Annotated in this window: 9 protein-coding genes and 1 pseudogene; 9 read left to right on the top strand and 1 reads right to left on the bottom strand. The window is 73.3% G+C overall.

The window, feature by feature from the left end:
• Positions 1-25: 25 nt before the first annotated feature.
• Positions 26-1228: pseudogene (locus tag ACIQV3_RS02920) on the bottom strand (purine-cytosine permease family protein); the annotation flags it as partial.
• 459 nt (positions 1229-1687) lie between these two features.
• On the opposite strand from ACIQV3_RS02920, the gene ACIQV3_RS02915 reads away from it, so the two are divergent.
• The 9 genes from ACIQV3_RS02915 to ACIQV3_RS02875 all read left to right on the top strand — a co-directional run bounded on the left by ACIQV3_RS02915 (position 1688) and on the right by ACIQV3_RS02875 (position 12880).
• On the top strand, positions 1688-2746 hold the full coding sequence (locus ACIQV3_RS02915; RefSeq protein ID WP_403709062.1) for an oxidoreductase: 1059 nt from the start codon (positions 1688-1690) through the stop codon (positions 2744-2746).
• 41 nt (positions 2747-2787) lie between these two features.
• Complete coding sequence (locus ACIQV3_RS02910) at positions 2788-3111, top strand: putative quinol monooxygenase (protein WP_403709060.1); 324 nt, start codon at positions 2788-2790, stop codon at positions 3109-3111.
• 431 nt (positions 3112-3542) lie between these two features.
• On the top strand, positions 3543-4592 hold the full coding sequence (locus ACIQV3_RS02905; RefSeq protein ID WP_403709058.1) for a beta-ketoacyl-ACP synthase 3: 1050 nt from the start codon (positions 3543-3545) through the stop codon (positions 4590-4592).
• Between the two features lie 301 nt (positions 4593-4893).
• Positions 4894-5142 (top strand): phosphopantetheine-binding protein, encoded by a 249-nt coding sequence (locus ACIQV3_RS02900; RefSeq protein ID WP_403709056.1) that lies wholly within the window; start codon positions 4894-4896, stop codon positions 5140-5142.
• On the top strand, positions 5139-6401 hold the full coding sequence (locus tag ACIQV3_RS02895; RefSeq protein WP_403709054.1) for a beta-ketoacyl-[acyl-carrier-protein] synthase family protein: 1263 nt from the start codon (positions 5139-5141) through the stop codon (positions 6399-6401). The genes ACIQV3_RS02900 and ACIQV3_RS02895 overlap by 4 nt, the downstream gene beginning before the upstream one ends.
• A 37-nt stretch (positions 6402-6438) precedes the next feature.
• Complete coding sequence (locus ACIQV3_RS02890) at positions 6439-7434, top strand: 3-oxoacyl-ACP synthase III family protein (RefSeq protein WP_403709052.1); 996 nt, start codon at positions 6439-6441, stop codon at positions 7432-7434.
• A 5-nt stretch (positions 7435-7439) separates the two neighbouring features.
• Complete coding sequence (locus tag ACIQV3_RS02885) at positions 7440-8006, top strand: carboxymuconolactone decarboxylase family protein (protein ID WP_403709050.1); 567 nt, start codon at positions 7440-7442, stop codon at positions 8004-8006.
• 11 nt (positions 8007-8017) lie between these two features.
• Positions 8018-9376: a cytochrome P450 gene (locus tag ACIQV3_RS02880; RefSeq protein WP_403709048.1), complete on the top strand. Its 1359-nt coding sequence runs from the start codon at positions 8018-8020 to the stop codon at positions 9374-9376.
• 138 nt (positions 9377-9514) lie between these two features.
• The gene (locus ACIQV3_RS02875; protein WP_403709046.1) at positions 9515-12880 is read left to right on the top strand and encodes a S8 family peptidase; all 3366 of its coding nucleotides are present in this window, start codon (positions 9515-9517) and stop codon (positions 12878-12880) included.
• Positions 12881-12908 lie beyond the last annotated feature (28 nt).

The following is a 12908-nucleotide window of genomic DNA, read 5'->3' as shown; positions in this document are numbered from 1 at the left end:
GTGCCGAGGTCAGGCGGTCAGGCGGTCAGGCGGGCGGCGCGGCGGGCCGGCCTCTCGGGGAGCGGCGCATCAAGAGCCCGTAGAGGGAGGCCGACACGATGATGCCGACGGGCAGGGAGAGGTCCACGCCTCCGAGGGCCCGGGCGACGGGGCCCGTGTACAGGGTGTCCACGCAGAGGGCGGAGGCCGCGATGCCCGCCGTCAGGGCCAGTGCGCCCGCCGGGTTGACGCCCCGGGTGTACCAGAAGGGGCTGTCCGGGGTCTCGTCGGTGAGCGCGGGGCCGTCGTAGCGGCAGCGGCGCAGCAGGATGTCGGTCGCGTAGACGGCCGTGCTCGGCCCGAGCACGACGACGGTCAGCTGGAGGAGGTTGCCGACCGTGTCGAGGAAGTTGGAGACGAGGAGCGCGTACAGGGTGAGCGCGACTCCGAGCGCCCCGTCGACGACGACCCCCAGGGAGCGGCGGACCCGGACGCCGGCGGCCTGGAGGGCGAGGCCCGAGCTGTAGGCGGTCATGGCGTTGTTGGCGATCGTGCCGAGCACGATCGCCAGCAGGAACACGGGCGAGAACCAGGCGGGCAGGATGCCCTCCAGTCCGGCCTGTGGTTCGGCCATGTCCACGACGGTCGCGGCGAGGGCGCCCAGCGAGGTGAGGAGGACGCCGGGCAGGAACCCGCCGAGCGCGGTCCAGCCCGCGACGGCCCGCGGGGAGGTCTCCCGCGACAGGTAGCGGGAGAAGTCCGCGCTGTTGGTGTAGGAGAGGGGGCCCGAGGCGACGAGGGTGAGGCCGGCCGCGAGGGTGGCCCACAGGGCGACCCCCGTCAGTGGTTCCGTGGGCTGGTGGCCGAGGTCGGCGCGGGTGCACACGAAGACCGCGACGACGGCGAAGGTGACCGTGAGGGCGATGGCGATCGGGGGGTAGACCTTCACCATGGTGGCGTGTCCGTAGACGCCGATGGCCAGGGTGAGGGCGGCGATGACGACCACGACGGCGACCTTGACGGCACTGTTCGTGTCGATGCCCGCCTTCTGCACGAGGACGAAGGCGGCGACCGCGGCGGCGGCGAGGTTGAGGGCGATGTAACAGATGCAGAGCGCCCAGCCGTTGACGGCGATGTTCACCCGGTTGCCGCGAATGCCGTACATCGCCCGCGCGATCACCTCGCTCGGCGTGCCCGAGGCGGGTCCCGAGACGGCCAGCAGGCCGATCGGCGCCCAGAACAGGCTGCCCGGTCGATGCCGTGTGCCTCGATACGGCCGGGCCGGTCCGTAGCCGTGCCCGTATCCGTGCCCCTACCGGTGCCCGTACCCCTGGATGCCATGGAGCCCTCCGTCCGCGGTCGTACCCACCTGCGATCTTCACGCACCCGGGGAGGGGCGGCGTGCGACGACATCAGCGCACTCGGTCGCGCAGGACCGCGGTACGTCATCGAGCGCGGGCTCGAGCCGTGGAGCGGCTCGATCCCGCGCTCGTGATCCCCCGAACGGGGACGCCGCTTGAGATGAGGAGCGTCCGACCGGGCGCCGGGGGGCCGTGGGGCCGTGGGGCCGGGCAGGGGTCCCCGGCGGGCGTTCTTCACGGGCGGGTTACCGTGTCCCTTCATTCGAGGGGGAACAGCCATGTCGCACCACGCTGGGTGGAATCCGCACCCGGACCGGCCCGTGCCGCCGCAGTGGGGAGGTGGCTGGATGCCGCCTCCCGCACCGCAGCCGGGCGTCATACCCCTGCGCCCGCTCACCACCGGCGAGGTGCTGAGCGGAGCCTTCGGCACCTTCGGGCGGTACTGGAAGCCCCTCATCGGGGTCATGGCCGCGGCACAGGGCATCGGGATCCTGATCGTCGCCGCAACGCTCGCGATCACCTTCGGGGCCACCTACGACCGGTTCTCCGCCCTCTTCGATCCCGCCCCGGGAGAACACCCCGACGGATCGGACGTGGCGGCCCTCTTCCTGTCCTTCGTACCGGCGGGCATGGTCCTGCTCGTCGTGATGACCCTGGGCGCCGCGATGTTCAGCGCGCTGTGCCCCGCGGTGGTCCAGGAGGCGGTGCTCGGCCGCACCGTGACCTTCGGCACGCTGTGGCGCCGCAGTTGGTCACGGCTGCCGGCGGTGCTCGGCACCCTGCTGCTCACCGCGCTCGCCGCGGGCGGGCCGGCGATCCTGCTGTACGCGATCTGCGTCCCGCTGATCATCAGGTCCGCGGACCTGGACGGCTCCGGCCCGCCCGCCGTCTTCCTCCTGCTCCTCCTGGGCACGCTCCTGTGCGCCCCCTTCTCGATCTGGCTCACGGCCCGGTTCAGCCTCGCTCCCGCCGCGGCGGTGTGCGAAGGGCTCGGCCCCGTCGCGGCCCTGCGGCGCTCTTCGCACCTGGTCCGTGACGGCTGGTGGAGGGTGTTCGGCACCTGGCTGCTCGGACACATCGTGGCGATGGCCGTGGGGTACGTCATCCAGCTGCCGTTCGGCTTCGTCGGCATGTTCGGCTTCTTCCCGAACATGTCGGGGCCCGACGATCCGTCGCTCGATCCCGGCACGCTGGTCTTCTCGTTCCTGTTCTACGCGGCGACCCTGACGCTCGGCGGCCTCATCAGCTCACTGTTCCAGTTCAGCTTCCCGCAACTGGTCATCGCCCTGATCTACGTCGACCAGCGGATGCGCAAGGAGAACCTCGCAGCGGCACTCATCGCCACTGCCTTCCCCGCGCCGGCGCCGGCGGCGGCGGCGGCGGCGCCGGCGCCCGAGCAGGGCTGAGGGCACCGAAGCCCGCGGGGGCTCGCGCCTACAATGCTCGAATGATCTTCATTGTGGTCAAATTCCCCGTCAAGCCCGAGTACGTCGAGCAGTGGCCCGAGCTGGTCGCGGAGTTCACGCGCGCCACTCGCGCCGAGCCGGGCAACCTGTGGTTCGAGTGGTCCCGCAGCCTGGAGGAGCCGGACACCTACGTACTGGTCGAGGCCTTCCGGGACGACGCCGCGGAAGCGCACGTCACCTCCGCGCACTTCCGCGCGGCCCTGGAGACCATGCGGCCCCTGGTCACCCGGACGCCGGAGATCGTCAGCACCACCATCGAGGGCGCGACCGGCTGGAGCCGGATGGGCGAACTCCAGGTCGACTGACGACCGTCCGGCCGGGAGGGGTGCGCGTGCAACACGTTCAACAGCCGCACCCCTCCCGCACCGTTGCCCCCGGCCGGTGGAGCCGGTTGATGGATCCGAGAGTGGCACCACCAGCACCACCCCGGCACACATCCCAGCTCCCGCCCCACCCCGGCACGCACCCGGCACCCGTCCCGGCGTCAGCAAGACGCCTGGACAGCCGTACCTGGTTCACCCTTTGGGGCGACACCCCGATGGCCCATCGGCCGTAACGTTTCTTCCTGCACGCCCCTGAGCTGCGGCGATGACGTCGCACCGGCCGTCCAGCACATCCGTTCCCCTTCGCCTCCGCACCCGCCGTGATCTTGACCCGCCCTACAGTCGTGCCGCTCCCCCGAGATCCCTCCTGAGAGACGTGCGTGACTTCCCTCCTGCCTTGCCCAGAAGACCAGTTGGCACCCCCCGCCACCCGCTCCGCCCCGCCCGCGGCGGTGCTGGAGGGGATCGCCGGATACGTTCCGCCCCGGGTGGTCGCCAACTCCGGACTCCCCTCGGCATGGGGCATCGACGACGCCTGGGTGCACCGCCGCACCGGAATCCGCGAGCGGCGCCGGGCCGGGGCCGGCGTGTCCACCAGCGAGCTCGCCCTCGAAGCCGGGCGCCGGGCGCTGGCCGTGGCGGGCGGCGCTCCGGTGGACACCGTACTCGTGGCCACCTCGACCCCTGACCGGCCCATGCCCGCGATGGCCCCGCAGCTGGCGACCCGTCTGGGCTTGGGCGGCGCGGCGGCCTGGGACGTGAACGCCGCCTGCAGCGGCTTCCTGTACGGGCTCGCCACCGCCGCCGGCGCCCTGCTCTCCGGCTGCGCCGACCGGGTCCTGCTCGTGGCGGCCGACCTGTACTCGACCCTCCTGGACCCCGAGGACCGTTCGGCCGGCATCGTCTTCGGCGACGGCGCGGGCGCCGTGGTGCTCCGCCGGGGCCGTTCCGGGGAACCGGGGAGCATCCTGGCCTTCGACCTCGGCAGCGACGGCTCGGGCGACGAGCTGATCGAGGTGCGCGGCGGCGGAGCCAGGGAACGGTCCGCCCCGGAGGCCTACGGCCCCGCCGACCGGCACTTCCGCATGCAGGGGCGCGAGGTGTTCCAGCACGCGGTGACCCGGATGACCCAGTCCTCGCAGACCGTACTGAAGCACGCGGGCTGGTCGCCCGAGGACGTGGACCGGTTCTGCGCCCACCAGGCCAACGCCCGCATCGTGAAGGCCGTCGGGGAGCGCCTGCCCGTGCCCGGTCCGCGCCGGGTGACCAACATCGAGCGGGTCGGCAACACCGGCGCCGCGTCCATCCCGCTCGCCCTGGCCGACGCGGCCTCGCGCGGCGAACTGCACGCCGGGGACAGGGTGTTGCTCACCGCCTTCGGCGCCGGGCTCACCTGGGGGTCGGCGGCCGTGCTCTGGCCCCGGCTGGAGCGTGCGGTGCCCGGGATCGAACCGGCGCCCTGAGGCCCGTCTCCGCACCACCGGGCCCGCCGGCACCCCGTTGCGACCAACCGCGCCGGCACCCTCCGCCGGTGGGGGGCCCGCGGGCTCCCACTGAGCTCCGGCCGGCCCTCGGCGCCCCCACCCCCACCACGTTCACCGGTCGCCTCTTCGGCCCGGTCGCGCCGGAACCCCGCCGCCGTCCGATCCGCGAGACCTGATCCCCCCGCTTCCCCTCACGAGCCCGGCTCCCGGCTGCCCGCAGGCCGCCGCCCCCTGCCCTCCTTCAGCTCACTCACCAACCGTCCCGGAAGGACACCTCGCCATGCCCCCGGTCCAGACCGTCCTCACCACCGTGCTCACCGAGAAGTTCGAAGTCTCCCCCGAGAGCGTCCTGCCCGACGCCACCCTGGAAAGCCTGGACCTCGATTCGCTCGCCCTCGCCGAACTGGCGCTCGCCCTCCAGGAGGAGCTCGGCGTGAAGGTCGAGGAGCACGAGGCCGCCCGGCGCACCACCATCGGCGAGCTCGTCGCCGTACTCCACTCCAAGCGCACCGAACGGGACGCCCGGTGACGGGCTCCCCGCTCCGCGGCGCCGTCGCCGTCACCGGCCTGGGGATGATCACTCCGGCCGGGTTCGGCCGCGAGGAGACCTGGGCCGGTGTGCTCCGGGGCCGTTCCACCGCGGAGACCGATCCCGAGCTGAAGGACTGCCCGGTCCCCTTCTCCTGCCGGATCCCCGCCATGACCCCCGAGCAGGGGCGCATCGGCGGCCGCAAGGCCTGGCGGATGGGCCGCTTCACGCAGCTCGCGGTCCTCGCGGCCCGCGAGGCCGTGGCGGACGCCGGGCTCGACCCCGCCTCCTGGGACGGGGCGCGCGTGGCCGTGGTGATCGGCTCCGGACTGGCCGGCGCCGCCGATCTGGAAACCCAGACCCTGCGCCTCCACCAGGGGGGACCCGACCTGGTCGCGCCCTCCCTCATCCCGATGCTCATCCCCAACATGGCCGCCGGCGAAGTGTCGGCGGACCTCGGCGCCCACGGCCCCTCCCTGGCCACCGAGACGGCCTGCTCCTCGGGGGCCACCGCCCTGGCCGTCGCCCGTGACCTGCTGCTCTCCGGCGCCTGCGACATCGCGATCGCCGGCGGCTCGGAGGCCGCCGTGACCCCGGTGATCACCACCGGGTTCGCCCGGATGGGCGCCCTGTCCGGGCGCTCGGACCAGCCGGCCATGGCCTCCCGGCCCTTCGCGGCGGACCGGGACGGCTTCGTCATCGCCGAGGGGGCCGCAGTGCTCGTACTGGAGCGGCCGCAGGACGCGGCGGCCCGCGGGCGGCGCGGGTACGCACACCTCGCCGGAGCCGGCCTCACCTCCGACGCGCACCATCCGACGGCGCCGTCCCCCGGCGGGGCGTACGCCGAGGCGGCCCTGCGGACGGCGCTCGCCGAAGCCGGGCTGTCCGCGACCGACGTCGACCACGTCAACGCCCACGGAACCTCCACCCCCCTCAACGACCGCACCGAGGCCGAACTCATCGCCCGCGTCCTGCCGCACGGCCCCAGCGTGACCGCCGCCAAGGGGGTGCTCGGCCACAGCCTCGGCGCCGCCGGCGCGGTGGAGGCCGCGCTGACCGCACTCACCATCCGGGACTCCCGGGTGGCGCCGATCGCCAACCTCGCTGCGGGCGGCGCCGGCCCGGGCTCCGGCTCCGGCTCTCCGTACGACATCGACTGCGTGACCGGCACGGCGCGTGAGCAACGGGTCGCCGCGGCCGTCAGCCACTCCTTCGGCTTCGGCGGGCACAACGTGGTGCTCCTCCTCACCGCGCCCTGACCGCCGCCGTCCCCCACCAGCAGAAGGCTTCGTACCCTTGGCCCTTCACAGTGCCGTCGTCCACGCCACCGTCCACGTACCGGAGGGGCGCCAGAGCGTGTCCGCGGTCGAGGACCGCTTCCGGGCCGGGAGCCCGGGGATCCCCATGTCCCGGGGCGTGCTCCAGCACATGTACGGGCTCTCCCAGCGCACGGTGGCCCCGCACGAGGAGCAGCCCTCGGACCTGGCCGTGCACGCCGCCCGCAGTCTCCTCGAGGAGAGCGGTACCCCGGCCCGGAAGGTGGACCTGCTGGTGTACGCCGGGATCCTCGCCGATATGGAGGAACCGGCCACCGCCCATGTGGTGGCCGCCAAACTCGGCCTGGACTGCCCGGTGTTCGACCTGAAGAACGCCTGCAACGGCGTACTGAACGCCCTGGAGGTGGCCGACTCCTTCATCCGGACCGGACAGTACCGGCGGGTGCTGATCTCCAGCGCCGAGGTCAGCACCCGGGAGAGCCGCTGGAGCGTCACCGACCCGGACGAGGTGATGGCCGCCCTGCCGAGCCTGAGCACCGGCGACATGGGCTCGGCGGTCCTGGTCTGCGCGAGCACCCGGCCCGGGATCCTCGGGAGCCGGTTCTTCGCCAACTCCTGGGGCTGGCAGGCGGCGACGCTGCCCAATCCGTACGCGAACCACCGCACGATGGGCCGCCTGGAGATCGACTCGGCCCGGCTCGTGGCCTCCTTCGACGGGATGCCCGCCAAGGTGCGCGGAGCCGTGCGCGAACTCGGTGTGGACGGCGAGGACTTCGACCTAGTCTGCGTGCACCAGCCGTCCGTGCCCTTCACCCGGGTGGCGTGCGGCTGGGTGGGCGTGGACCCGTCGCGGATCCTGTCCACCTTCCCCGCGCACGGCAACGTCGCGACCAACACCATCCCGCTACAGCTCGCCACCGCCCTGAACTCGGACCGGCTCCACCCGGGCGACCTGGTGGGCATGTTCGGGTTCGCGAGCGGCGCGAGCGCCGGCGTCGTCATCTGCCGGTGGTGAGCCCGATGAGCACCGAACCCCCCGGACGTCCCGTACGCATCCCCCCGCTGCCGCCCGAGCGGTGGACGCCCGCGCTGCGCGGCCTGCTGGCCGGATCCGCCCAGGACGGACCGGGCCGGGTGAACCTCTTCGGAACCCTCGCCCACCATCCGGCCCTCGCCCACGCCTGGCTCTCCCTGGCCCGGGTCCTGACCCACGAGGGGACCTTGTCCAGCCGTCAGCGGGAGCTGGTCGTCCTGCGCACCGCGCACCGCCGAGGCGGGTCCTTCGTGTTCGACCGTCACCGCGCGGTCGCCGCGGACGCCGGGCTGGACTCCCGGGAGGTGGCGGCCACGGCCGCACCGCTCGCCGAACACCCCTGGTGCGCAGCCGATCTGGCGCTGCTGGAGACGTCCGACGCGCTCGCGTCCGGTGAGCCGCTGCCGCAGCCGCTGTGGGACCGGCTGGCGGCCGGACTGCGCCCCGACCAGCTGATCGAACTGCTGATCCTCGCCGGGCAGTGCGCCACCATGTGCGCCACGCTCGGCGCCCTCCACACCCCGCCCGACGGCGGCCGACCCCCCTCCGGATGAGATCCGCCACCATGACCGTCACCACCACCGTCATCGCCGCCGCCGCCACCACCGCCACCGCCGCCACGCAGACCGCTGCCGCTCCCGGCACCGCCACCGCGAGCCCCCCGGTCACGGCCCCTCTCACCCTCCCCGCCCCCTACGGCTCCTGCCCCTACGACCCGCCGCCCGGCTACACGCAGGCCGCGGCCGGGGCTCCGGTCAGCCGTGCCGAGCTCCCCGACGGCACCCCCTGCTGGCTCGTGACGGGCCACCAGGAGGTGCGGGCGGTGCTCGCGGACGCCCGCTTCAGCGCCGACGCACGCACCCCCGGATTCCCCTTCCTGTCCCCCGGCCAGCGTCAACTGGCCACCGCTCAGCCCAGTTTCATCAGGATGGACGACCCGGAGCACGCCCGACTGCGCCGCATGGTCGCCAAGGACTTCCTGACCCGCCGGGTCCAGGAACTGCGCCCGGCCATCGCGGAGGTGGTGGAGGCCGCCGTCGAGGCCATGACCGCCGACGGCCGCCGGAGCGCCGACCTCGTAGCGGACTTCGCGCTGCCCGTCCCGTCCCTGGTCATCTGCCTGATGCTCGGGGTCCCGTACGAGGACCACGCACTGTTCCAGTCGCTGAGCCGGACCCTGCTCGACAACACCACCGACCCAGGCCGGGCCTCCGAGGCCCACCGCGAGCTGATGGGCTACCTGGCCGGGCTGGCCGAGCGGAAGCGGCGGGACCCCGGGGACGACATCCTCAGCCGCCTCGCCGTCCGGCCCGACCTGACCGCGCGGGAGACGGCCTCGCTCGGCTTCATGCTCCTGATCACCGGCCACGAGAGCACCAGCAACATGGCGGCGCTCAGTGTCCTGGCCCTGCTGCGCCACCCCGGGCAGGCCGCCCGGCTGCGGGCCGAACCGGCCCTGATCCCCGGGGCGGTGGAGGAACTGCTGCGCTACCTCACGATCATCCACCTCGGGCTCGGCCGTGCCGCCACCGAGGACGTCTCGGTCGGCGGGGCGCCGATCCGGGCCGGGGACGGGGTGATCTGCATGCTGTCCACCGCCAACCGGCAGCCGGAAGTCTTCGCCGCCCCGGACGCCCCCGCGGACACCGCCCCGGACACTGCCCCGGACGGTGTCCCGGACCGCCCCGCGGCCTGCCCCGCCGAGCTGGACGTGACCCGGGACGCCGCACGCCGGCACGTGGCCTTCGGCCACGGTCCGCACCAGTGTCTCGGCCACACCCTGGCGCGGGTCGAGCTCCAGATCATGCTGGAGGCCGTCCTGCGCAAGCTGCCGGGCCTGCGCCTGGCCGTACCCGAGGACCGGCTCGTGTTCCAGCGGGACACCATCGTCTACGGCGTGCGGGAGCTCCCCGTGACCTGGTGACGGATCGGGCCGGACCGCCCCGATCCGGCCAACTCCTCCCCCGGTCCGCAGATTTGCCGTGCCCCGGAGAACCGAACGGATCCATCACGCGTGGTAAGCGACACGCATGGGGATCCGCACGAACTCGGGGGAACACGGGTGGCATTCGCAGGACGAGCCAGAACGGCGGCGCTCGCCGCAGCGGTGGCCGGGGCACTGATCACGGGGGCGGCCAGCGTGCAGCCGGCCCAGGCCGCGGGCACCACCGCACAGGACGGAACGGAGGCCCCGGCCACGGCCAGGGCGAAGGCGAAGGCGGGCACGAAGCCGCCGGCGACCGTCACCCTGATCACCGGCGACCGGGTCGTCGTCAAGGGCGACGGCAGCGTCGAACAGCTCATCCGGGGCGCGGGCCGTGAGGGCATCGCCTTCTCGGTGCGGCGCGAGGCGGATCACACGTACGTGGTCCCGCAGGACGCCTTGCGCCTGGTCGGCGACGGGGTACTCGACCGGCGGCTGTTCGACGTCGCCCAGCTGGTCAGGGACGGGTACGACGACGCGCACCGTACGGCGCTGCCGCTGATCGCCGGCTACCGGCGGGACGCCTCGGGGGCCATGACCTTCGGTGCCTCCGGCGACACCCTCGCCGGGGTCGCGCGCGACCGCCGGCCGCTGCCGGCGGTGGCCGGCGAGGCGTTCAACGCGCCGAAGGCCGACGCCGCGGCCCTGTGGTCGGCGCTCACCGGCCGCAGGGACGCCCGCACCGCGGGCGCCGCCCCGGTACCGCCCGTGGCCCACCTGTGGCTGGACGCCAAGGTGAGCGCCAGCCTGGACAAGAGCGTGCCGCAGATAGGCGCGCCCGCCATGTGGAAGGCGGGCTACACCGGCAAGGGCGTCAAGGTGGCCGTGCTGGACACGGGGGTCGACGAGACGCACCCCGACCTCAAGGGCGTCGAGACGGCGCAGAAGAACTTCAGCACCTCGCCCGACTCCAAGGACCGGTACGGGCACGGCACGCACGTGGCGTCCACCCTCGCCGGGTCGGGCGCGAAATCGGGCGGCCTGTACAAGGGCGTGGCGCCGGGCGTGCAGCTCCTGGACGCCAAGGTCCTGGGCGATGACGGTTTCGGCGACTTCTCAGGCATCGTCAGCGGCATGCAGTGGGCCGTGGACCAGGGTGCGGCGGTGGTCAGCATGAGCCTGGGTTCCGCCGACACGCCCGGCGTCGACCCCATGGAGGAAGCGGTCGCCCAGCTCTCCGGCAAGGCGCTGTTCGTGGTGGCCGCGGGGAACGAGGGCCCCAAGGCCGGCACGCTGCGCACGCCCGGCAGCGCCCCCGCGGCGCTCACGGTCGGCGCGGTGGACAAGCAGGACGGGCTCGCGGAGTTCTCCAGCCGCGGCCCGAGCGCCGACGGGGTGGCCAAGCCGGACATCACCGCCCCGGGCGTGGACATCACCGCTGCCGCCAGCACTCAGGGCGAGTTCCCCTCGCCCGACGGATACGTCGGCATGTCGGGCACCTCGATGGCCACCCCGCACGTCGCGGGCGCCGCGGCCCTGGTGCGCCAGCAGCACCCGGACTGGAGCCCGGCCCGGATCAAGGCGCTGCTGACCGGATCGGCCAAGCCCAACCCGGCGAACAACGCCTATGAGCAGGGCGCCGGCCGCACCGACCTGGCCCGCGCGGTCAAGGCCGTCGTCACCGCCGCACCCGGGTCGCTGGCCTTCGGCACGCAGCTGTGGCCGCACGCCGACGACAAGCCGGTCTCCAAGACCCTCACGTACCGCAACAACGGCACCAAGCCCGTCACTCTGAAGCTGAGCACGGCGGGCACCGATTCCTCGGGCCGACCTGCCCCGGCCGGGATGTTCACGGTCAAGGACGCGCAGCTCACGATCCCGGCCGGCGGCACCGCGAAGACCACCGTGACCGCCGACACCCGCAAGGGCACGAAGGACGGCGCCTTCGGAGGCAGCGTGCTGGCCGCCGGTGACGGCCAGGAAGTGCGCACCGGCCTCATGGTCGAACGCGAGGTGGAGTCCTACGACGTCACCCTGCGGCACCTGGACGTCAACGGCGCGAACCCGTCGACCTACTACACCACCGTGACCAAGCTCGGCACGGGCCTGGAGGGCCGCTTCGAGGTCCCGTACGACCCGAGCGGCACGGTCGTCCAGCGGCTGCCCAAGGGCGACTACCTGCTGGAGGGCGTCGTCTGGGGCCCGAACGCCACCCTGGGCTTCTTCGTCCAGCCGGTGCTGAAGCTCACCGGGAAGACCACGGTCACCTTCGACTCCCGCAAGGCCAAGCCGTTCGCCGTGACCCCGCCGGATCCCGGCGCGAAGCTGACGAGCGCCTTCGCCGGGTTCCACGACGAGGCCGCGATGGTGTCCGACATGTGGGCCACCGACGGGATCACGAAGATCCTCACCCAGCACCTGGGCCCGGCCGCGCCCACCCTGCGGGCGCAGTACACCGGCCTGTGGAAGACGCCCGGGGCGGCGGGCAAGAACATCGACTACCGGCTGGCCTTCAACCGTACGGGCACCTTCTTCAGCGGGCTCGACCGCAAGCTGACCCGGGCCGACGTCGCCCAGGTCAAGCTCGGCTTCGGGGCCTCGGTCACCGGGGCGAAGGCCCAGATCTCGGCTATGCCGACGGACGACCACGGGTTCTCCCTCGGGGTGCAGGACCCGCCGGTGCAGAGTCTGCCGCTGGCGAGTACCCAGTACGTCAACACGGAGGGCGTGCGCTGGTCCTGGGTGGCCTCGCAGCTCGACTCCGGAGGGGAGGTGCGCATCATCTACACGCACAACCGGGTGTCGTACAAGCCGGGCAAGGACTACACGCTGAACTTCAACACCGGCGTGGTCGGACCCGATCTGGAGGCCGGCGACGAGCAGGGCGGTTGGCGCAGCGGCGACTACCTCGACGCCAACGTCGGGCTGTTCAACGACGGTAGCGGTCACGAGGGCTACTCCGCCTTCACCGGGGGCTTCACCCGGCTGGAGTCCGGCGGCCGGGTCATCGCCGAGACCGAGCCCAACGGCTGGATCAGCGCCGAGGTCCCGGCCGGCTCCGCCGTGTACCGCCTGACGAAGGAGGCGACCCGGTCCGCCAAGGACACCGCCACCAGCACGAAGGTGCGGGCGAGCTGGACGTTCACCTCGGCCCGCCCGTCCACGGACCAGCCGGTGAAGCTGCCGCTGTCCTCGGTACGGCTCTCGCCCAAGCTGAGCCTGAGCGGAACGGCGCCCGCGGGCGGCACGCTGAAGGTCCCGCTGCGGATCGGCGGGGCGGCCGCCGCGGAGGGGCAGGTCGCCGCGCTGACGGTCCGGGTCTCCTACAACGGGGGTGAGACCTGGAGCCTCCTCGCGGTGGCGACGGACCCGAGCGGCGCGCGGTCGGCGACCGTGCGGCACCCGGCTTCGGCCAAGGCCGTGTCATTCCGGGTGGACCTGAGGGACAAGGCCGGCAACACGGTGCGCGAGACGATCACGAACGCCTACCTGCTCGCCCCCTGAGCCGACCGTACGACCCTCCGGCCCGGCC

This window comes from Streptomyces sp. NPDC099050 (genome assembly GCF_044759865.1).
Lineage (GTDB): Bacteria > Actinomycetota > Actinomycetes > Streptomycetales > Streptomycetaceae > Streptomyces.
The sequence above is the reverse complement of the archived record's forward strand: the minus strand, read 5'-3'. Positions and strand labels throughout refer to the sequence as shown.

Bases quoted from the DNA above. Each gene is read 5' to 3' on its own strand.
- ACIQV3_RS02915 (WP_403709062.1), top strand. From the start codon at position 1,688: ATGCCGCCTCCCGCACCGCAGCCGGGCGTCATACCCCTGCGCCCGCTC.
- ACIQV3_RS02910 (WP_403709060.1), top strand. From the start codon at position 2,788: ATGATCTTCATTGTGGTCAAATTCCCCGTCAAGCCCGAGTACGTCGAG.
- ACIQV3_RS02900 (WP_403709056.1), top strand. From the start codon at position 4,894: ATGCCCCCGGTCCAGACCGTCCTCACCACCGTGCTCACCGAGAAGTTC.
- ACIQV3_RS02885 (WP_403709050.1), top strand. From the start codon at position 7,440: ATGAGCACCGAACCCCCCGGACGTCCCGTACGCATCCCCCCGCTGCCG.
- ACIQV3_RS02880 (WP_403709048.1), top strand. From the start codon at position 8,018: ATGACCGTCACCACCACCGTCATCGCCGCCGCCGCCACCACCGCCACC.